Below are 20103 nucleotides of genomic sequence, written 5' to 3'. Positions count from 1 at the left end.
CAGGGCCGGCCGTCAACTCACTTGGTTATCGAGATCGGTGAGAAGTCCTGGAACCAGTTCTGCGCCTGCACGAAACCCTTGACCTTCGAGGTCATGGCACGCGGATTCACATCATGGGTGATCATCAGGAAGATGGCATCATCCACATACTTTTCATGAATCTTCTGCATCACCTTGGTCTGGGCATTCGAGTCGAAGGTGTTGCGCACTTCGTCGAACAGCTTGTCCATATCAGGATCGCAATAATGCCCCCAGTTGGTGCCGGCCGGCGGCGCCAGATTGCACTGCAGATGGCGGATCACGCCCGTGAAGGGGTCCTGGATGAAATAGCTGTAGTTCATCGCCGTGCCGCCGCGCGAGCTCTCATGCTTGGAACCCGCACGCCAGATGTTGATCAGCGTATTCCACTCGACCACTTCGAAGTCCACCTTGAGACCGATTTCAGCCAGGTTCTGCTGGACGAATTCGTTCATCGGCAGCGGCAGCATCTGGCCCGAACCCGAGGGCGAGATCAGCACCTTGGCGGTCAGCGGCTTTTCGGGGCTATAACCGGCCTCTTTCATCAGCTTCTTGGCTTCGGCCAAATCGGTCTTGACCTTGAAACTGGGATTGCCGAACCACTGGTGCCCCGGCGGGAAGAATCCGGTGGCCGGGATCATCAGGCCGCTCAGCAGTTCTTTCATGCCTTCACGGTCAACCGCCAGGTTGGCGGCCTTGCGCACGCGAATGTCGTTCCAGGGCGAACCCTCGGCACGCGACAGATGCCAGGTCCAGTTATGCGGATAGGCATTCGTGATGATAGTGAAACCGCTGCTTTTCAGCGACGCGACCGTGTCCGGTGCCGGCGCCTCGATCCAGTCGACCTGGCCGGAGCGCAGCGCAGCAACGCGGGCATTGGGCTCCGGCAGCGGCAGCAGCACCATCTTTTCTAATTTTGGCACGCGGGCCTTGTCCCAGTAATCCGGGTTTGGCACCAGTTCGGCGCGTTCGCGCGGCACGAAAGCAGCCAGTTTCCAGGGGCCGGTGCCCGACGGAGTCTTGGCGAATTCGTCCCAGGTTTTCACCTTCTCGAACTGCGCCTTGGACGAGAACATGATCCAGGCCAGCTGATAGGGCAGCGTGGCATCCGGCGCCTTGGTGATGATTTCCAGCGTCAGCTTGTCGACAGCCTTGTAGCTGGCAATGGCGGGAATGCGCGAGCGGCCCTGCGCCGACTGCCGCGGATCGAATTGCGGCGCATCCTTGTTCAGCAGCTTTTCGAAATTCCAGACGGCGACTTCAGACGTCCATTCGCTGCCATCATGGAATTTGACGCCCGGGCGGAGCTTGAAGGTCCACTTGGTCTTGTCCGTGGCATCGACGCCCCAGCTTTCCGCCAGACCCGGCGTCAGGTCGGAGGGCTTGTCGAACTTGCTCAAATCCCAATTGATCAGCGAGTCATAGACCGTATAGCCCATGAAGCGCATGCCTTCACCGCCATTGTCGGTCTGGCCGGTGGTCAGCGGAATATCGGAGGCCGTCATACCGATGCGCAGGACACCCTGCGCCTGTGCCTGCATGCCGGTCAGTCCGCATAATGCAGCGGCGGCCAGCAGGCCGAGAACTTTGGGAGCAACTTTTTTGGAGACCATGACCTTCACCCCAGGTTGGACGATAGGAGCGAAGACGCAAGGTCCGTGCCACAGGCGAAAGAGTTGATTCTGTGTGCACAAACAACCCCGGCAGCGGCTGATGCTTATCTGAAGCCAAAATCTGCCTTTAAATTAAGCAGTGCCTCTGCCGGGGAAGTAGTCATGAACAGTTAACGAGGCAACCTCTCATAGGTCGGCTGCTTCGCTTCATATGCCCCGCCCAGACGGTACAGCGTCGCCTCGTCAAAAGGCTTGCCGATCAGCTGGAAACCAACCGGGAGGCCGCCGCGGACGAAACCCGCAGGCACGGTCATGGCCGGCAGGCCGAGATAATTGATTGGCCGGGTCAATCGGGTCAGCGAGGCAATCGTCTTGGCTGCCTCCGGTTTGCCGGCTACATCGGTCTCTTCCAGTGTCGGCGCCGGTTTATCGGCCACCGGGGCAAAGACCGCATCGGCTCCCCCCATCGCCTGCAGGAAAGCGGCCGTCGCCTCGCTGCGCCAGCGCTGTGAATCGATGTAATCCACGGCGCTGAGAGCAAGCCCATTCTCCAGACGACCGCGCACTTGGTCACTGTACAGACTGGGGCGCGTCCGCAGCCATGGCGCATGCAGGGCCGCCGCCTCGGCGGAAACCATGACAAAAGATGCCGCCGTGATCATCTCCATGTCCGGTGGCGTCATCTCGATGATTTTCACGCCCAGCTTGGCAAATGTCTTGAGGACAGCCTCCAGGCATTCGGCGCTCGGCTTGTTCAGCTTGTCCCAGAAATAACGGCGCGGCACAGCCAGTTTCAGACCACGGACAGCGCCCGACTGCACGGCCTTCACATAGGCATCGACCGGCCGGTTACTGGCGGTCGGGTCGCGCGGATCCGCGCCGGCCAGAATCTCCATCAGCAGTGCGCTGTCTTCCACCCGCCGGGTCAGCGGCCCGACCGTATCAAGCGAATAGCTGAGCGGCATGGCAGCCGCGCGACTGACCCGCCCCCAGGTCGGTTTCATTCCGACAAGGCCGCAATAATGCGCCGGCTGGCGAATTGAACCACCGGTATCGGAGCCCAATGCACCAAAAACCATGCGCGCTGCCACGGCGGCGGCAGACCCACTGGACGATCCACCCGTGATACGGTCGGTATTCCAGGGGTTATGGGCATGGCTATAGTGATAGTTGTGACCGGTCGGGCCGAAGGCGAACTCGGCCATATTGAGACGACCAAGATCGAGCGCGCCTTCCGCATCCAGTCGCTGCAACGCAGTCGCTGTCTCTGTGGCTTTCCAGTGCCGGCGGATGGCTGAACCGCAACTGCTTTCCTTGCCCGCCCGGAAATACATATCCTTGTGTGCCAGTGGCACACCGGCCAACCGGCCCAGCTTAGCGCCGCGCTTGCGGGCACGGTCGACAGCTTTGGCCGCCTTCAGTGCGACTTCGGCCTCCAGCTTGAGAAAGGCATTCACCTTCGGCTGCCATTCGGCGATGCGCGCAAGGCTGGCTTCGGTCAGGGCCTGGGATGTCACCTGTCCCTTGGCGACGGCGCGGGCGGCTTCGGCCAGACCCAGATTGATCAGCGAGTCACCTGGCAGCTTCTTGTTCATTTGCGCGAGACTTTCTTGCTTTCGGCAGCCGCCGAAGGAAACAGGCCCGGCTCGCGCTCAAAGGCAAGCTTGTGGGCCACAGTGCGGAATTTGGCGACGGCAAGACCAAGGCTGCCGGCGATGATATCGGCGCGGCCGGGGCGCAATTGCACACCAGCCTCGGCAAACAGGCCAGCGACCAGTGGCGGCTGCAGGGCCGCGGCCGGCTTTGCCGCCGGAGTGATCGGTGTAACGACAGCCTTCTTGGGTTTCATGGCGGTGGCTCGGCTCCCTTGCGCGCAGTGATCAGCCCATAATGCTGCGGCATGCGATGGGCCGCAAAGTTGAATGTGGTATTCTTGTAGCTGGCGCAGGCATCAAGGTCACAGACGGCCACAGCCAGCTCGTCGCCGTCCCCCCGGGTCGCGGCCACCGTCATGCCCGATGGCGCGATGATCTGCGTCCCGCCGATCATCGGCACCCCTTCTTCGTTGCCGGCCTTGGCCACGCCGACGACCCAGCAGCCATTCTGATAGGCGCCTGCCTGCATCACCAGCTGGTTATGAAACAGGGAATGGGCATCGTGATCCGGAGCCGGTGGGTTATGTGCCGGCGTATTATAGCCAAGCAGGATCATCTCAGCACCCTGGAGGCCCATAACCCGATAGGTTTCCGGCCAGCGTCGGTCATTGCAGATGCACATGCCAAGAATGCCGCCAAAGGCTCGCCACACCTGGAATCCGGTGTCGCTGATATCGAAATACCGCTTCTCCAGATGCTGGAATTGGCGCCAGGACTCATGCTCGGCATGACCGGGCAAATGCACTTTCCTGTATTTACCAATAATGGCGCCGACCTTATCGACCAGAATCGATGTGTTGTAACGCCGAATCTGGCCATCCTGCTCGGTGAGTTCGGCATAGCCAAGAGAGAATCCCAAACCGAGGCGGCGCGCCTCACCGAACAGCGGCTGCGTTTCCGGACCCGGCATACGGCGTTCGAAAAACGCATCAATCTCTGCCTGATCGGCCATGAACCAGCGCGGGAAGAATGTTGTCAAAGCCAGTTCGGGGAAAACCACCAAATCGCAACCCATCCGTGCCGCCTCGCGCAGATGGGCGATCAGACGCTCTATCACCTGTGCACGCGTGTCGTTGCGAGCAATCGGACCAAGCTGCGCCGCGCCAACGGTTACCAGACGCGCCATATCACAGCCTCCCCTGCACGGCTTCTGCCGATCGCCCGACGATTTGTTCATAGAGTGTCGGATCAGTAGCCCCCTCGCTGCCAAAAACCAAAACGCGGGACGTCGCATCAAGCTGCAAGGCTGCAGTCATCCCCGGGACAGATCGTACTGCCAGTGCCCCCGCCAAACCGGCAACCGCGGACTCACCAGCAACAACCGGCACATCAGCAGCAGTCGGCGCAGCCAACAGCCGCATCAACGCAACGGCTGATTCATCGCCAATGGTCATGAATGCATGCGCGCCAATCGACAGAATATCCCAGGCAATCAGCGATACCTCGCCACAGGCCAGGCCCGCCATGATGGTATCCAGCCTGCCTTCAACCGTGACTGGCCGGCCGGCCCGAGCACTGTGATACAGGCAATCGGCGTTATCTGGTTCGACGACCACGAAAACAGGGTGATCTGCATCGCTTTCCCATAAATAGGCCAGCGCGGCAGCCGCCAGGCCACCGACCCCGCCCTGAACGAAGACATGCGTCGGTTTATCCGGGCATTGCGCCAGCGCTTCCCCTACCATGATCGAATAGCCCTGCATCACATCGCGCGGAATATCTCGATAGCCGGGATAGGAGGTATCCGAAATGACAATCCATCCATTCGCTGTGGCATCCTGCTGGGCCTGACGCACGCTGTCATCGTAATTGCCGCGCGTCCGTACCACACGTGCACCGTAGGACGAAATTGCCGCCTCACGACCGGGACTGACCAGAGCGTGGATGTAGATGACACAGGCGCAGCCGAACAGCGATGCCCCCCAGGCAACCGAACGCCCATGATTGCCATCCGTGGCACAGGCTACCGTGACGCTGGCGACAACATCACGATACCGCCCGGACAGAAGATCGTCACTGCTGATATCGGACGGACTCCGCCCGATTGTCGATGCGATGATACGCTGCAGTTGACGCATCACCGCATAGGCACCGCCCAGGGCCTTGAAGCTGCCCAGACCAAATCGGCCACCCTCGTCTTTATACCAGATCGCGCCAAGGCCATGCGAAGCTGCCAGGCCTTTAAGGTCATGCAACGGCGTCAGCGCGTAGGATGGCCAGGACGCAATCTCGCTGCGCGCAGCATCATGAGCTGCCAGAGATTGTATGGCTTTCAGATGGTCGGGGTATGGCTTGCCGGTCTGGCAACGCGGATTGACGAAACATTCAATGGACATGGTTTTCGATCAAGCAAGTTATCTGCCAAACTGAAAGCCGCCCGGCAGCGGATCAATAATGACAACCGGTTCATCGCCCTGCTTAAACGTTATGCAAGCGCCTCCATAGCAAGCGCACCTCGCCAGCATCGTCAAGCGGGAGAAAAACTTTTCATCTTTGCGACGGTCACTTTAGACACGCGATCAAGGTCAGGGCAAGCCCACGGCTAAAGCCCGTAGAACCTCACGGCATTGCCGCCATAGATGGCTGCCTGTTCGCTCGCGTTCAGAACACCCAGAACCTCGTCGCTGACCCTGAGCCAGTCAGCATAGCCGCCGGCCAGCGTCATGACCGGCCAATCACTGCCCCAGATCAGGCGTTCGGGCCCGAACAGGTCACGCAGCACGATCAGGTATGGCATCAGGTCGGCAACCTGCCAGTCGAGGCCTGCTTCCGTTAGCAGGCCGGAGAATTTGCAGCAGACCTGCGGATGTCGGGCCAGAGCCTGCAGGCCGGCGCTCCAAGTCTCTGCGCCTGCCGGCGCCGCCTTCCAATGCGCGATCTTTGGCTTGGCAGCATGATCAATCACCAGCTTTAGATCAGGATAGCGGCATGCCAGAGTTTCTATTATGCCCAGATGCTGAGGATGGATCAGGGCGTCGAAGCACAGACCGTGCCGGATCATGGCGCGAAACACCGGGTCGAATTGCGCCTGCAGAATCCAGTTCGGATCGTCGATGAATTCCAGCATGGGTCGCAGGCCACGCAGAGCAGGTTCGGCCGCGCGGCGGTCGACTTCGGCAATGGCATTCCTGGCTGTGAAGTCGACCCAGCCCACCACACCCCGAACTGAGGGCGTTGCAGCAGCGATTTCCAGCAGCAGGTCGGTTTCGCGGGCCGTATTGTCGGCTTGGACCAGAACCGTGCCGGTTATGCCCGCCGACACCAACTGCGGCGCCAGATCCGCTGGCATGAAATCGCGACGTATTTTTGCATGCGCGTTATTCATCCAGGCATAGTCGCTGCGATGCAATTGCCAGTAATGCTGATGCGCGTCGATCCGGAGCATGACCCTTACACCGGTACCGGCGCATCATGCGGTAACAGATCTGCGGCCTTGAATTCGGCCCACAACGCCACCGGAATGGGCTGTTCATACAGCTCGATGTTCAAGGTAATTTCTTCAGCGCTTCTTGCTCCCGGCACGACAGAGACCACGGCCGGGTGGAATGCCGGAAACTGAATAGCGGCCGCCGCGAGTGAAACATGGTAACGGTGGCACAGCGCTTCCAACTGCGCCGCACGTTCCAGAATAGCCGCCGAAGCCGGTAAATAATCGTAATACGCACCCGGGACTGGGCCGCTTGCCAAGATACCGGAATTGTAAGGTCCCCCGATCACGACGCCGATCTGCCGCTGCTGACAGGCCGGCAGAAAGCTTGCCAGTGCCGACTGGTCAAGCAGCGAATATCGACCCGCGAGCAGAAAGCAGTCAAAATCGGCATGTTGCATGGCTTGTTCGCATATCTGCCATTCATTGACCCCGAGACCAATGGCCCCGATCAAACCCTGGCGGCGCAACTCGGCCAGGGCCACGTAAGCGCCATCCATCGCTTCACGATAGCGCCGTGGCAGAGCTTCCCCGTGACAGGCTGTATCAAGATCGTGGATATAAACAATATCGATCCGATCGACGCCCAATCTTTGCAGGCTGGCATCCAGCGAACGTTTGACCCCATCGGCGCTGTAATCGCACCGGCGGCGCTTGCCCTGCAGTCCGACATAAGGTCCGTCCTGCCGGATACTGGCATCGTCATCCAGCAGCCAGCCGACCTTGCTCGAAAGCACATAGTCGCCGCGCGGAATACCTGAAAGAGCATGGCCCATCCGGCTTTCGCTGAGCCCGCTGCCATAAAGCGGTGCCGTATCAAAGTAACGAATGCCACGATCATGGGCGGCCCGAACCACGGTCATCGCTTCTGTGGTATCGACAGTCCGATAAAGGTTACCAAGCGGTGCCCCGCCCAACCCCAACCCGGTCAGCGTCAGAGCCGTCCGACCCAATGCCCTGCGACGCTCCACACGATGATCCTGCATCAGTTCAAGCGACATAACCCGGCTTGCCTTGGGCGATCACACCCTTCTTGATAATCAAATTGGCATACGGTCGTGCGTCTCCTGTGGCGACAATCGCAAATGCTCTGGCGGAACGGTCATAAAACTCTTCACGCTTCACTTGCTCCACAGCAAAACCCGGAACGATCCGTGCCAAAAGCTGGGTCAGATCCTTCAGGGCCGGAGCATCCTGATCCTGTGGCCTGACCGGCTGCATAAGTGCGAGGGGTGACGGCACAAAATCGTCCAACGGCAGTAATTTCAGAATCGCTTCGGCCAGACGCGATACGTCAACACCAGCCGCCGGCATAAGCCGCCGCGCCAATCGAGCCGCGGGGAAATTCGCATCCGCCAATACCAGTTCATCCCCGTGGCCCATGCTGGCCAGGGTATGTAAAAGATCGGCATCAATAACAGTCGGGATACCCAGCAACATGAAAAGGCTCACTTGTTGGCCGGTCGCCTGCCGGACTGACTCCAGCCCGGCAGGCTTCCGATGGCTCAATTGCTCTTCTTGATATTCCAATAAACCGGAATGGCAGCGTTCAGAATGCCATCCACTTTGGTGGAAACACCGCGCACCAGCGATAGCTGGCCGAGCGGAACATAGGGTACAGTTTCTTCCGCTCGCAGCTGCAATGCCTTGGCGATTTCCTGACGCTTGGCCAGGTCAGGCGTCACGGCGAACTCGCTCCGCATCTTTTCGATCTGCTCGTCGCAGGGCCAGCCGAACCAGGCCGCGTCGCAGTTGGAACGCAGGCCGAGATGGCCAAGCGGATCCATCATATCCGCACCGGTAGGCGCCGAAATGAACAACGACCAGCCACCTTCATTCATCGCCTTCTTGCTGGTGCGCCGCGCCGTCAGCGTGCCCCAATCCATCGACTGTGGCTCGACCTTCAGGCCGATGTCGCGCATCAGCTGCTCGGCCACCGAACTGAAGGTGTTGGTGATCCCAGCCTCGGTGCCATGGAGCACCACCACCGGCGAACCATCATAATTAGCTTCTTTCACCAGCTGCCGGGCCTTGGCCAGATCCTGTTTTACCCAGCCGGCATCCGTGTAATAGGGCGAGGTGCACATGTAGAAAGACGGGCAGTCCTTATACAGCTTGGGATCTTCCACATAGGCGCGCAGGAAAATGTTCTGATCGACCATGTAGCGAATGGCCTGCCGGATTTTCGGATTGTTGAACGGAGGCTGCAGGCTATTCATACGGAATACCACCTGCACACCGAGCGAATCCTGCGGCAGCACTTTGACTTTGTTGTTCTTGGCCAGAAGGCCAAGCATATCCGGCGGTACTTCCTCGAAGATATCGACTTCACCGGCCTGCAGAGCATTCAGTGCCGTCTGCGCATCGGCCATATAAAGCCACTCGACTCGGTCGACATTGGCCTGCTTGCCACCGGCGAGACCCGAAGCCGGCTCGCTGCGTGCCTTATAATCCGGATTGCGGATGTAAACGACCTTGGAACCAGGCACCCATTCATCCTTTTTCATGATGAACGGCCCCGAACCAACCGGGTCGGTGAGTGACTCCGTCGCCGGCGTCTTGGCGATACGTTCCGGCATGATGAACGGAACATTCGAGCTGGGCTTGCTCAGCGCATCCAGCACCAGGCCCCATTTCTGCTTGAGCACCAGCTTGACTGTCTTGCTGTCGGCGGCCTCAAGGGTTGCGGTATTCGTCATCAGCTGCTGGCCCAGGCCGTCGCGCTGGCCCCAACGCTGCAGAGAAGCGACCACATCCTTCGCCGTTACGGCCTGACCGTCGTGGAACTTCAGGCCATCGCGCAGCACAAAGGTCCAGGTCATGGCATCCGTGCTGACCTCATACTTTTCCAGCATCTGCGGCTTGATCGCCAGTTTTTCATCCATGGCAAACAGCGTGTCGTAAATCATGTAGCCATGATTACGCGCCATGTAGTCGGAATTAACGATCGGATCGATCCCCTTGAGATCGCCGAACGGCCGGATGCGCAGGACATTGCCCTGCGCTGCCGCCAGTCCGGTTTGCAGGAGCATTGCAGCCGCAGCCGCAAATGCGAGGCCCCGCCATTTGAAAGCGTTTTTCATAAGATTCCTCCCTCTGTTTATCTGCGTTTGTTTTACTGACTTCATGGTGAAACGATCGGGTGATGACAGGCAACGCGATGCTGTGGCGCCAGTTCGATCAACGGCGGCGGCGCTTCAGCACAGACCGAGGTTGCGCGCGAGCATCGCGTACGGAAGCGGCACCCGCTTGGCAGAGCGCTGGCGCTTGGCACTTCGCCTTCCAGCAGGCTGCGCTTACGACGGGCGCGGGGATCCGGCGATGGTACGGCCTCCAGCAAAGCTCTCGAATACGGGTGCGCCGCAGCGGAAAAGAAGCGTTGCCGCGGCGCCATCTCGACGATGGCACCCAGATACATCACTGCAACAGTCGTGCTGATATATTCCACGACCCCCAGGTCATGACTGATGAACAGATAGGATAGACCAAGGTCGCGCTGCAGGTCGGCAAGCAGGTTCAAAATCTGCGCCTGCACTGAAACATCCAGTGCCGAAACCGGCTCATCGGCCACAACCAGAGACGGATTCAGCGCAAGCGCCCGTGCGATGCCGAGCCGTTGCCTCTGGCCGCCGGAGAACTGATGCGGGAAACGGTCGCGCTGATAGCCGGCCAAGCCGACACGGTCGAATAAGGCATCAACCGTTCGCGCACGACCCGCACCATCGTCAATGCCATAGTTGATCAGGGGTTCCGCAACAATCTCGGAAGCCGAAAGTCGCGGGTTGAGCGAAGCGAACGGATCCTGGAATACCATCTGAATACGTCTGCGTGCCTGCCGCAGACTTTCGCCGTCAAGATCACCCAGATCGGTGTCATCAAGCAGGACGGCGCCCGCGGTTGGCGTGACAAGGCGCAGGATCAGTTTGGCAACGGTGGATTTACCGCAACCGCTTTCACCCACCAGTGCCAAGGTTTCTCCACGCGGGATGATGAAGGAAACACCATCGACCGCTTTCACGGCACCGGTTTCGCCACGCCCGAACCACCCGCGGCGGAACGGGTAATGTTTGACCAGACCACGAACTTCAAGGACAGTTGTCATTGTGCGACGGCCTTCCGCTGTCCGGGAACCGTTGCATGCCAGCAGGCAGTGGCATGCCCGCTGCCGTTGGGCAGAAGTTCGGGTGTAACACGGCACGCATCGTCGGCTCGGTCGCAGCGTGGCGCAAAGCTGCAACCGGATGGCATGTCAAAGGGCGACGGGACCATACCCGGGATTTCACGCAGACGATCCGAGGCGGTACGGTGCAGTGCCAGACGCGGCACAGAATCCATCAGCCCGCGGGTATAAGGGTGACAAGGTGCATCGAACAGGTCGTTCACGGCAGCAGTCTCGACACTGCGACCGGCATAAAGAACCATGACGCGGTTCGCAACCTCGGCAACGACGCCAAGATCATGCGTGATCATGATGACGGCCGCGCCGGTTTCGGTACGAATTTCATCCAGCAACGCCAGAATCTGCGCCTGGATGGTTACATCGAGAGCGGTGGTCGGCTCATCCGCGATCAGCAATTGCGGACTGCAGGCCAAAGCCATGGCGATCATGACGCGTTGACGCATACCGCCGGAGAGTTGATGGGGGTACTGGCGCAAGCGCCGCCTGGCATCCGGGATTCGCACCTGCTCCAGCAGACGCACCACCTTTTCGTCTGCTTCATGACGCGTCAACCCCTGATGCAGGCGCAGCACTTCGCCAATCTGCCGTCCGATGGTCAAAACCGGGTTCAGCGACGTCATCGGCTCCTGAAAAATCATCGCAATCCGATTGCCTCGGATGCGACGCATGGCCGGCTCATCCAGCGTCGTCAGGTCCACACCGTCGAACATGATCCGACCAGCGGTGATGCGGGCGATGCGTTTTGGCAGCAGCCGTAGAAGGGCCAGCGCCGTGATGCTTTTGCCGCAGCCGCTTTCGCCAACCAGGCAAAGGGTTTCCCCGTGATCGACCGTGAAAGAAAGATCACGCACCACTGGCAACGTGCCATGCGGCAGCTCAAACGATACCGTAAGGTTTTCGACGGTCAGCAGGGGTTGAATGTGACGTGTCATGGTCTCAGCCCTGCCGGCGCGCGAGGCGGGGATCGAGAGCGTCTCGCAGCGCATCGCCCACCAGATTGACCATCAGTACGAGCAGCGCCAGGAACACGCCGGGAAACGCCACGATCCAAGGGGCGCGTTGCAGGTATTGCCGCCCCTCCGCCATCATGTTGCCCCAGCTGGGCACTTCCGGCGGCGTACCGGCGCCAAGGAAAGACAGCACGGCCTCCAGGATCATCGCCGAGGCAAAGACATAAGTTGCCTGCACCAGAACCGAGGCAACAGTATTAGGCAGCACATGCCGCAGCAGCAGTCGGGGCAGGCGAGTACCGTTGGTAATGGCAGCGTCGATATAGTGCTGCTCACGAATACTAAGGACAGCGCTTCGCACCAGGCGCGCCATGCGCGGGATTTCCGGAATGCTGATGGCGATCACCACATTCTGCAAGCTGGAGCCAAACAGCGACATCAATGCTATGGCCAGCAGAACACCCGGTATGGCCATAATGCCATCCATGATCCGCATCACGATGCCATCCAGTCGCCGCAGAAAACCGGAGACCAGGCCGATTGTTACCCCAAGAATGGTAACCAGCACTGCGACCAGAGTGCCCACTGACAGCGAGACGCGGGTACCGTGAAGGGTGCGGGACAGGATCGACCGGCCAAGGTGATCGGTACCGAACCAGTAGTCCTCGCCCGGGGGGCGCAACCGATAGATCGGGTTGATCGACTTCGGATCCGGCAACAGATAAGGCGCTGCAGCCGCGACTGCGATCAGAGCCAGCAGTGCCAAAGCGCCGAACAGGATGATCGGGTGACGACGCAGAAACGCCACGACATGGTTAGCCCGACGCATCCAGGCAGGAGCAGCGGCAGGGCCAACGGTATCACTAACGGTCATGACTAGTACCGGATCCGCGGGTCGAAGAGCATATAGCTCAGGTCGACCAACAGATTGATTACCACGTAGACGGCCGCAAACAGCAGGATCAGCCCCTGCACCACCGGATAGTCGCGGCGCAAAATCGCGTCGGCCGTCAACCGGCCAAGACCCGGGATATTGAACACGGTCTCGGTGACCACGACACCACCCAGCAGCGCCGCAACACCGACACCAATCACCGTAACGATTGGCACGGCAGCATTCTTCAGAGCATGGCCGACGAGGACCGGCTGCGGTGCCAACCCCTTGGCATGAGCGGTACGCACATAATCCTCCGCCAGCACTTCCAATACGCTGGCGCGTGTAACCCGCGCCAGCAAAGCTGCGTAAAGCAGCGCCAGCGTTATTGCCGGCAGAGTCAGGCTGCGCAGGGAGCCGAACAAGCCGTCTTTCAAAGGGGCATAGCCCTGGGTCGGGAACCAGCCAAGTGTCAGCGCGAAGACATATGCGAGCAGAAAGCCGACCACGAAAACCGGCGTGGAGAATCCCAGTACGGCAAAGCCCATGACGGCACGGTCAACCCATCCGCCTGCGCGATAGGCAGCAAGAACGCCCAGCGGAATTGCAAAAGCGACTGAAAGCAGGATGGTGTACAGGGTCAGCAGCGCCGTCGGCTCTATGCGCTGGGCGATGAGACTGGTTACCGGCAGACGCGAGAAGATCGAGGTGCCGAGATCTCCCTGGGCCAGACGGCCGAACCAGCCGACCATCTGCTCCAGCACCGGGCGATCGAGTCCCAGTTGCTGGCGGATCGCTTCGATCTGCTGCGTGGTGGCGTAATCACCGGCAATCACGATGGCCGGGTCGCCCGGGGTCATCTGCAGCAGCAGGAAAACGAATACTGCCACCAGCCCCAGCACCGGAATTGTGGCCAATACCCGGCGCAGCAGATAGCCAATCATGCCGCCTCCATGGTCAAAGCCCCATACTGCGCAACCACCGTTCCCTCCAGCACCGCCATGCGGCATTATGTAAAACGTTTTACAAACCTGTGCCAGATTCGATTTGCTTTGGCAAGAGCGATTCAGAATTTTGACAGGATGGCGCATCTTGCGATGCAGCAAAATCCTTCGCTATTGCAGTATTAATGCATGTTCCCGGCCGCGTATGGATGCAACCTCTTGTCAGCCCTAGAGGCCTCTGCCATAACTTAATGCATATATTAAACGTTTCAATCTGAGCAGGATCATGGCGACAATCCGCGATGTGGCACGACTGGCCGAAGTTTCGGTGGCAACAGTGTCCAATGCGATCAACGACCCCAACCGGGTCAGTGACGAATTGCGGACCAGGGTGCTCAAAGCTGTCGAAACCCTGCAATACGCGCCACGTGCAGCGGCACGCAGTCTGCGCAAACAGTCCAGCGGGCTGATCGGCCTGATCGTCGCCGATATCACCAACCCCTTCTTCACCGAACTGGTCCAGGCGGTTGAGGTGCTGGCCAGCCAGCGTGGTTATTCCGTCCTGCTATGCAACAGCAACGAGGAACCGGCCCGCGAGGAAAAACATCTGCAGGTTCTACGCTCGCAATGGGTGGACGGCGTGATCCTTGCCACCACCGGTGAAGCCTCGCTTAGTCGCACGGCTTTGCTGTCACAGATGCGCTTTCCCATCGTGCTGGTCGACCGCGCCTTCGAGGGCTTCGGTTTCGATGCTGTGGTGTTGGACAACCGTCTTGCTGCTTACCAGGCGACAGAGCATCTGATCCGCCGCGGCCATCGCCGCATTGGCCTGATCTCTGGCCCAGCCAGTGTCACCACCGGCGCAGACCGTCAGCGTGGTTACCGCGAGGCCTTGCATGCCAGCGGCCTGCCCTTCGACCCGGCGCTGGTCTTTGAAGCAGGGTTCCGTGAGCAACAGGGGCATGACGCCACTGTAACTCTGATGCGCCTGTCGCAACCGCCGACCGCCCTGTTCGCGGCCAACAATCTCATGGCCATCGGCATGATGCGGGCTTTAAGCGATCTGGGTCTGCGCTGCCCGGACGACGTCTCGGTCATCAGCATCGATGATTTTCCCTGGGCCGATGTGTTCCGCCCCCGCCTGACCACAGTGGCCCAGCCGGTACGCGAAATGGGGGAAACCGCGGTCAGCCTGCTGATGGATCGTATTTCGGGGAGTCGCCAGGGGACCGGCAGCCTGCATGTGCTGGAGTCCAAGCTAGCCATCCGTGAATCCTGTGCGGCGCCGTTATCCTCGTTGGCGCCAGTCGACCTGGTCCGTTGAAGGTCAACATGAGTAACGATCTGATCAAGCTGTCCGCTGTTGCCGTCCACGACTTACTGCATCGGCGCGAAATCAAGCCGATTGACCTCGTGGAAGCCTCCATCCACCGCATTGAAGCCACGGACGGGATGGTGAATGCCGTGCCGACCCACTGCTTCGAGCGGGCCCGCGAACAGGCAGAGAGCCTTAATCCTGCCAGTACACTGCTCGGCGGTATTCCTTGCGTGATCAAGGACAATGCCGATGTGGGCGGCGTGCGCTCCACCGGCGGCACGCCCATTTTTTCTGATCGCGTCGCCATGCAGTCCGACCGGACGATTGCACTGATCGAGCGCAATGGCGGTATCCCGATTGGAAAATCCAATCTCTCCGAACTAGGCGGCGCCAATACTACCAATGCCGTGCTAGGTACGACGCGCAATCCCTGGAACACGGCACTGACCTGCGGCGGCTCCACCGGCGGATCGGCCGTGGCGCTCGCCACCGGCCAGGTCTGGCTCGGCCATGGCAACGATGCCGGCGGTTCGCTGCGCATTCCGGCCAGTTTCTGTGGCGTTGCCGGCCTGCGCCCGTCGCTCGGTCGCGTGCCCCGCCGTAGCGCGCTCAATCCGTTTGAGATGATTTTCGTCGACGGCCCGATGGCCCGTGATGTCAGCGACCTTGCTCTTTTCTTCGACGCCATGGTCGGCTTCGATGCCACCGATCCGGTATCGGCTCCGTCCGACGACGGCCCTTTTCTCGGCCATGCCCGTCAGCCTTCAAAACCGCTGCGCGTGGCATGGTCCGACGATCTCGGCTGCCTGCCCATGCAGGACGAGGTCCGGAATCTCGGCGGCCGCTTCGTAAAGCAACTGGAATCCAGTGGCGTTCAGGTACACCGCGACAGTCCGGATTTTACCGGCGCGCTCTCCGCCCTGCTGACGTTGCGTGGGGCTGCCTATGTTACCACCTGGGAGCCGTTCCTCGCACGTCATCGCAGCCGGTTCACGCCGGAAGTGATGAGCGATATTGAGCGTGGCCTGCAGCAGTCGGTTTCGGATACCGGTGCGGCAGAACGTTATCGCGCCGAGATGTATCGCCGCGTGATCGCATTCCTCCAGGACCACGATGTCCTGATCACACCCAGCGTGACCGCCCTGCCCTTCCCGGTATCCCAGCGCTGGCTGACCGAAATCGATGGCCAGCCCCAGCAGAGCTATATCGACTGGATCGCAATTACCGCCATCACGTCGCTACTGGGCTGTCCGGTTCTGGCATTGCCGGTCGGTTTCTCTAAGGCCGGTCTGCCATTCGGCGTACAGATCATTGGCCGGCCGCGTTCGGAAGCCCAGTTGTTTCGCACCGCAGCATGGATCGAAAAACTGCTCGCCCTGCCGCTCAATATCATTGATCCTCGTGCTCCCGTTTCCGCCGATCAGGACACTATCCATGCGTGATACCGTTCTCGCCGCCTGCCTGCCTGAAGATCATGACCAGGCCACACTGGTCGGACGGGCCTGGACCAAGGGCAACCCGGCAGGCCCCGTCGTCGCGACATTGCGCGGCGAAGATGTTGTGGATCTTTCTGCACTGGCCGCGACCAGCAGCGAACTGCTCGACCGGGACAATCCGGCAGCCGACGTGGCAAAAGCGGCCAAGGCTGCTCCGGTGATCGGCCGGCTCGCCGACCTGCTTGCCAATACGGCTACGCAGACAGCGCCCTATCTGCTGGCGCCCTGTGATCTGCAGGCGGTGAAAGCCGCTGGCGTCACTTTCGCCGATAGCCTGATCGAACGCGTCATCGAGGAACAGATTCGCGGCGACGCCAGCCGCGCCGAAGCCGTACGCGCCGAGATCGCCGCCGCCATGGGCGGAGAATTGGCCCGCATCAAACCCGGTTCGCCGGAGGCCATGCGTCTACGCGAAACCCTGATCAAGCGGGGGGCTTGGTCGCAGTATCTGGAGGTCGGCATCGGCCCCGATGCAGAAATCTTCACCAAGTGCCAGCCGATGGCATCTGTTGGTACAGGCATGGACGTCGGGATCCATCCGGAATCGACCTGGAACAACCCAGAACCGGAAGTCGTCCTCGCTCTGAACAGCAAGGGACAGATCGTCGGCGCCACACTCGGCAACGACGTGAACCTGCGCGACGTGGAAGGCCGTAGCGCTTTGCTGCTAGGCCGAGCAAAGGACAACAACGCATCCTCGGCCATCGGCCCGTTCATCCGACTGTTCGATAACCATTTCACGCTGGATGACCTCCGTCGTGTGGAGGTCATCCTAGTGATAGAAGGACGGGACAATTTCCGCCTGGAAGCCAGTTCACATCTGGCCAAAATCAGTCGTGACCCGCTTGATCTGGCCGAACAGGCTTTCGGCAGCAGCCATCAATATCCGGACGGCGCCATGCTGTTCACCGGCACGATGTTTGCGCCAATCCAGGATCGCGATGCACCCGGCATGGGCTTCACACACAAACCCGGCGATATCGTCACTATCCGGTCACCCCGGCTTGGTGGGCTGGTCAACCGGGTAGATTTCTGCGACCGGCTTCCGCCATGGTCGTTCGGCAGTCGTGCACTGATGCGCAACCTCGCACAGCGCGGCCTGTTGCGTTAAACTGCCGGTCAAAGTCGTGGGAGGGCTGTATGCTGGATCGTGTCTCGACGGTGATACGTCTGAACGAAAATGACAATGTGGTTGTGGCGCGCAGCGAGATGCAGCCCGGCATGAGCGTGGAAGGCGGTAACGTCACTTGCCGCAGCATCATCCCTGCGGGCCATAAGGTGGCCACTGCGCCGATCGGCCAAGGCGAAGCGGTGCGCAAGTACAACCAGATTATCGGCTTCGCCTCCATGCCGATCGAGCCCGGGCAGCATGTGCATACCCAGAACATGGTCATGGGCGATTTCAGCCGTGATTATGCCTATGGCGCTGACATGCGCCCGACGCTGTATTTCCCCGATGGCCAGCAGGCTACATTCGAGGGCTATATGCGTGAGAATGGCCGCGCTGGCACGCGCAACTATCTGGGCGTCATCACCAGCGTCAACTGTTCAGCTACAGTGGCACGCTATATCGCTGACGCCTTCAAGGGTGACGCACTGCGTGATTATCCCAATGTCGACGGCGTGGTCGCCATCGTGCATGGCACGGGCTGCGGCATGGCGGATACGGGCGAAGGCTATAGCAACCTGCAGCGCACGCTCTGGGGCTATGCCCAGCATGTGAACTTCGCCGGCGTCCTGATGCTCGGCCTGGGCTGCGAAGTGGCCCAGATCGATTTCATGATGGAAGCGCAGGGCCTGAAGCACAGTCCGCGCCTGCAGAGCATGACCATCCAGGACAGCGGCGGCACGCGTAAGACCGTGGAGCGCGGCGTCGCCCAGTTGAAGGATATGCTGCCGGCCGCCAACGCCATCCAGCGCCAGACCGTGCCGGCCTCGCACCTGACACTCTGCCTGCAATGCGGCGGTTCGGACGGCTATTCCGGCATCACCGCCAATCCGGCACTGGGGGCGGCAGCCGACCTGCTGGTCCGCCATGGCGGCACGGCCATCCTGAGCGAGACACCGGAAATCTATGGCGCGGAGCATCTTCTGACCCGCCGCGCAGAAAATCCTGCCATCGGCGAAAAGCTGATCGAACGGATCCGCTGGTGGGAAGGTTATTGCGAGCGCAACGGCGGCTCGATGGACAACAATCCGTCGCCCGGCAACAAGAAGGGCGGCCTGACCACCATCCTGGAAAAGTCGCTGGGTGCGGCGGCCAAGGGCGGCACCACCAACCTGCGCGGCGTCTACAAATATGCCGAGCCAGTGGATACCAAGGGCTTCGTCTTCATGGACACGCCCGGCTACGACCCTTGCTCGGCTACCGGACAAATCGCCGGCGGCGGCAATATTATCTGCTTCACCACCGGTCGCGGCTCAGTGTTCGGTGCCAAGCCGGTGCCCTCGATCAAGCTGGCGACCAACTCGGCCATGTATCGCCGCATGGAAGAGGACATGGACATCAATTGTGGTGCCGTACTGGATGAAGGCATCAGCGTCCCGGATATGGGTCAGAAGATTTTCGACAAGATCATCGACGTGGCATCCGGCAAGCCGTCCAAAAGCGAAGAGCTCGGCTTTGGCGATGCCGAATTCGTGCCGTGGCAGATCGGCGCGACGATGTAACGGCGTAGATCAGTGGGCCGAGGCGCTGTCCTTGGCCTTCTGACGCCGCGTTTCGCCATCGATGCCGCCGGCGACCGCCCATTCGGCAAAGATTTCCGGCTTCTTCTCGAATTCGCGCGGCTGCCACTTCTCGGTCAGGTAATCCTCGTCGGTGTAATATTCGACCAGACCGCCGGCCGGATTCTTCACATACCAGAAGAAAGCTGAAGAGATCGGATGCCGGCCCGGCCCGAGCTGCGTCTCCCAGGCCTGGCGGTTGATATACATGCCGCCGCCAATCACTTCGTGGAAGTCACGCACCGTGAAGGCGACATGGTTGATGCCGGCCTTGCCGTTCGGACTCTTCAGCAGGAAAAGATTGTGGTGCCCACCCTCGGCGTTGCAGCGCAAGAACAGGCCGGTGCCCGGATAGCTGTCGGACAAATGGAAGCCGAGCGTTTCGATGTAGAATTTCTGCATCGGTTCGATCTCGGGCACGAACAGCACGTAATGGCCGATATTCACCGGCTCTGCCCGCTGGTAGATCGGGCTCGGCGTGTCGATACGGCGATGCTGGTCGATGGTATTGCTGGCAGCGCCGGTGACCTGCACCTTGCGGCGTCGGCTGACACGGAACGAGATCGCCAGGCCACAGGGATCGACACAGGCGAAACCGTCCGGACGCTTGGTCAGGGCAATGCCGGCTGCCTTTAGCCTGGATTCCAGTGCCTGAAGGTTCGCCGCAGTATCGATGCCCCAGATGCCTTCGCGCAGGGTCGGACCGGTTTCGAAAGCCGGCGACAGCCCGGGATCGACAGCCGCACGCAGTTCCACCGTGCAGCCGTCCAGGGTCTCGAAACGGCCATCGGTCGTTTCCGTCAGGCCCCAGTCAGCAAAGAAGCGACGGCAGAGCGCCATATCCTCGACGCCGTATACGACGCCATCCACACCCAGAATCGACATCCTGCTACTCCTTGAA

General features: G+C 60.3%; 18 protein-coding genes. 4 read left to right on the top strand and 14 right to left on the bottom strand.

Annotated elements, in window-relative coordinates; all coding sequences use genetic code 11:
* Positions 1-17: 17 nt before the first annotated feature.
* The 13 genes from AC1ROT_RS16565 to AC1ROT_RS16505 all read right to left on the bottom strand — a co-directional run bounded on the left by AC1ROT_RS16565 (position 18) and on the right by AC1ROT_RS16505 (position 13661).
* A complete protein-coding gene (locus AC1ROT_RS16565) occupies positions 18-1631 on the bottom strand; it encodes an ABC transporter substrate-binding protein (protein ID WP_493000297.1) in 1614 nt (537 codons plus the stop codon).
* Between the two features lie 170 nt (positions 1632-1801).
* A complete protein-coding gene (locus AC1ROT_RS16560; RefSeq protein ID WP_493000295.1) occupies positions 1802-3226 on the bottom strand; it encodes an amidase in 1425 nt (474 codons plus the stop codon).
* The gene (locus AC1ROT_RS16555; protein ID WP_493000294.1) at positions 3223-3480 is read right to left on the bottom strand and encodes a hypothetical protein; all 258 of its coding nucleotides are present in this window, start codon (positions 3478-3480) and stop codon (positions 3223-3225) included. The genes AC1ROT_RS16560 and AC1ROT_RS16555 overlap by 4 nt, the downstream gene beginning before the upstream one ends.
* The gene (locus AC1ROT_RS16550) at positions 3477-4412 is read right to left on the bottom strand and encodes an N-carbamoyl-D-amino-acid hydrolase (RefSeq protein ID WP_493000292.1); all 936 of its coding nucleotides are present in this window, start codon (positions 4410-4412) and stop codon (positions 3477-3479) included. The genes AC1ROT_RS16555 and AC1ROT_RS16550 overlap by 4 nt, the downstream gene beginning before the upstream one ends.
* A gap of 1 nt (position 4413) precedes the next feature.
* The gene (locus AC1ROT_RS16545) at positions 4414-5622 is read right to left on the bottom strand and encodes a diaminopropionate ammonia-lyase (protein ID WP_493000291.1); all 1209 of its coding nucleotides are present in this window, start codon (positions 5620-5622) and stop codon (positions 4414-4416) included.
* Between the two features lie 206 nt (positions 5623-5828).
* Positions 5829-6671: an amidohydrolase family protein gene (locus tag AC1ROT_RS16540; RefSeq protein ID WP_493000289.1), complete on the bottom strand. Its 843-nt coding sequence runs from the start codon at positions 6669-6671 to the stop codon at positions 5829-5831.
* Positions 6672-6676: 5 nt separating this feature from the next.
* Positions 6677-7714, bottom strand: a complete 1038-nt coding sequence (locus AC1ROT_RS16535; protein ID WP_493000288.1) for an aldo/keto reductase — start codon at positions 7712-7714, stop codon at positions 6677-6679.
* Positions 7704-8153: an RbsD/FucU family protein gene (locus tag AC1ROT_RS16530; protein ID WP_493000286.1), complete on the bottom strand. Its 450-nt coding sequence runs from the start codon at positions 8151-8153 to the stop codon at positions 7704-7706. Before AC1ROT_RS16530 ends, AC1ROT_RS16535 begins: the two co-directional genes overlap by 11 nt.
* Before the next feature lie 65 nt (positions 8154-8218).
* Positions 8219-9745 (bottom strand): ABC transporter substrate-binding protein, encoded by a 1527-nt coding sequence (locus AC1ROT_RS16525; protein WP_493000285.1) that lies wholly within the window; start codon positions 9743-9745, stop codon positions 8219-8221.
* Between the two features lie 92 nt (positions 9746-9837).
* A complete protein-coding gene (locus AC1ROT_RS16520) occupies positions 9838-10815 on the bottom strand; it encodes an ABC transporter ATP-binding protein (protein ID WP_493000283.1) in 978 nt (325 codons plus the stop codon).
* Positions 10812-11825, bottom strand: a complete 1014-nt coding sequence (locus AC1ROT_RS16515) for an ABC transporter ATP-binding protein (protein ID WP_493000282.1) — start codon at positions 11823-11825, stop codon at positions 10812-10814. Before AC1ROT_RS16515 ends, AC1ROT_RS16520 begins: the two co-directional genes overlap by 4 nt.
* A gap of 4 nt (positions 11826-11829) precedes the next feature.
* Positions 11830-12651: an ABC transporter permease gene (locus AC1ROT_RS16510; RefSeq protein WP_493000280.1), complete on the bottom strand. Its 822-nt coding sequence runs from the start codon at positions 12649-12651 to the stop codon at positions 11830-11832.
* 68 nt (positions 12652-12719) lie between these two features.
* Complete coding sequence (locus AC1ROT_RS16505; RefSeq protein ID WP_492971472.1) at positions 12720-13661, bottom strand: ABC transporter permease; 942 nt, start codon at positions 13659-13661, stop codon at positions 12720-12722.
* A gap of 286 nt (positions 13662-13947) precedes the next feature.
* Between AC1ROT_RS16505 and AC1ROT_RS16500 the strand changes: the two genes are divergently transcribed.
* From AC1ROT_RS16500 to AC1ROT_RS16485, 4 genes are read left to right on the top strand one after another with little or no spacing between them, the layout of a single operon-like run.
* On the top strand, positions 13948-14985 hold the full coding sequence (locus tag AC1ROT_RS16500; RefSeq protein WP_493000279.1) for a LacI family DNA-binding transcriptional regulator: 1038 nt from the start codon (positions 13948-13950) through the stop codon (positions 14983-14985).
* Between the two features lie 8 nt (positions 14986-14993).
* The gene (locus tag AC1ROT_RS16495) at positions 14994-16421 is read left to right on the top strand and encodes an amidase (protein WP_493000277.1); all 1428 of its coding nucleotides are present in this window, start codon (positions 14994-14996) and stop codon (positions 16419-16421) included.
* Positions 16414-17586 (top strand): fumarylacetoacetate hydrolase family protein, encoded by a 1173-nt coding sequence (locus AC1ROT_RS16490; protein ID WP_493000276.1) that lies wholly within the window; start codon positions 16414-16416, stop codon positions 17584-17586. Before AC1ROT_RS16495 ends, AC1ROT_RS16490 begins: the two co-directional genes overlap by 8 nt.
* A gap of 29 nt (positions 17587-17615) precedes the next feature.
* Complete coding sequence (locus tag AC1ROT_RS16485; protein ID WP_493000274.1) at positions 17616-19145, top strand: UxaA family hydrolase; 1530 nt, start codon at positions 17616-17618, stop codon at positions 19143-19145.
* Positions 19146-19154: 9 nt separating this feature from the next.
* Here AC1ROT_RS16485 and AC1ROT_RS16480 read toward each other — a convergent pair whose 3' ends face one another.
* Entirely contained in the window at positions 19155-20087 is a 933-nt protein-coding gene (locus AC1ROT_RS16480; RefSeq protein ID WP_493000272.1) for a VOC family protein, read from the bottom strand.
* Positions 20088-20103 lie beyond the last annotated feature (16 nt).

The organism is Ferrovibrio sp. GW821-FHT12E11 (assembly GCF_058806975.1).
The sequence above is the reverse complement of the archived record's forward strand: the minus strand, read 5'-3'. Positions and strand labels throughout refer to the sequence as shown.

What these genes read in the sequence shown, in the direction of transcription:
- AC1ROT_RS16565 (WP_493000297.1), bottom strand. Translation starts at nt 1,631, where the DNA reads ATGGTCTCCAAAAAAGTTGCTCCCAAAGTTCTCGGCCTGCTGGCCGCC.
- AC1ROT_RS16560 (WP_493000295.1), bottom strand. Translation starts at nt 3,226, where the DNA reads ATGAACAAGAAGCTGCCAGGTGACTCGCTGATCAATCTGGGTCTGGCC.
- AC1ROT_RS16555 (WP_493000294.1), bottom strand. Translation starts at nt 3,480, where the DNA reads ATGAAACCCAAGAAGGCTGTCGTTACACCGATCACTCCGGCGGCAAAG.
- AC1ROT_RS16550 (WP_493000292.1), bottom strand. Translation starts at nt 4,412, where the DNA reads ATGGCGCGTCTGGTAACCGTTGGCGCGGCGCAGCTTGGTCCGATTGCT.
- AC1ROT_RS16545 (WP_493000291.1), bottom strand. Translation starts at nt 5,622, where the DNA reads ATGTCCATTGAATGTTTCGTCAATCCGCGTTGCCAGACCGGCAAGCCA.
- AC1ROT_RS16540 (WP_493000289.1), bottom strand. Translation starts at nt 6,671, where the DNA reads ATGCTCCGGATCGACGCGCATCAGCATTACTGGCAATTGCATCGCAGC.
- AC1ROT_RS16535 (WP_493000288.1), bottom strand. Translation starts at nt 7,714, where the DNA reads ATGTCGCTTGAACTGATGCAGGATCATCGTGTGGAGCGTCGCAGGGCA.
- AC1ROT_RS16530 (WP_493000286.1), bottom strand. Translation starts at nt 8,153, where the DNA reads ATGTTGCTGGGTATCCCGACTGTTATTGATGCCGATCTTTTACATACC.
- AC1ROT_RS16525 (WP_493000285.1), bottom strand. Translation starts at nt 9,745, where the DNA reads ATGCTCCTGCAAACCGGACTGGCGGCAGCGCAGGGCAATGTCCTGCGC.
- AC1ROT_RS16520 (WP_493000283.1), bottom strand. Translation starts at nt 10,815, where the DNA reads ATGACAACTGTCCTTGAAGTTCGTGGTCTGGTCAAACATTACCCGTTC.
- AC1ROT_RS16515 (WP_493000282.1), bottom strand. Translation starts at nt 11,825, where the DNA reads ATGACACGTCACATTCAACCCCTGCTGACCGTCGAAAACCTTACGGTA.
- AC1ROT_RS16505 (WP_492971472.1), bottom strand. Translation starts at nt 13,661, where the DNA reads ATGATTGGCTATCTGCTGCGCCGGGTATTGGCCACAATTCCGGTGCTG.
- AC1ROT_RS16500 (WP_493000279.1), top strand. Translation starts at nt 13,948, where the DNA reads ATGGCGACAATCCGCGATGTGGCACGACTGGCCGAAGTTTCGGTGGCA.
- AC1ROT_RS16495 (WP_493000277.1), top strand. Translation starts at nt 14,994, where the DNA reads ATGAGTAACGATCTGATCAAGCTGTCCGCTGTTGCCGTCCACGACTTA.
- AC1ROT_RS16490 (WP_493000276.1), top strand. Translation starts at nt 16,414, where the DNA reads ATGCGTGATACCGTTCTCGCCGCCTGCCTGCCTGAAGATCATGACCAG.
- AC1ROT_RS16485 (WP_493000274.1), top strand. Translation starts at nt 17,616, where the DNA reads ATGCTGGATCGTGTCTCGACGGTGATACGTCTGAACGAAAATGACAAT.
- AC1ROT_RS16480 (WP_493000272.1), bottom strand. Translation starts at nt 20,087, where the DNA reads ATGTCGATTCTGGGTGTGGATGGCGTCGTATACGGCGTCGAGGATATG.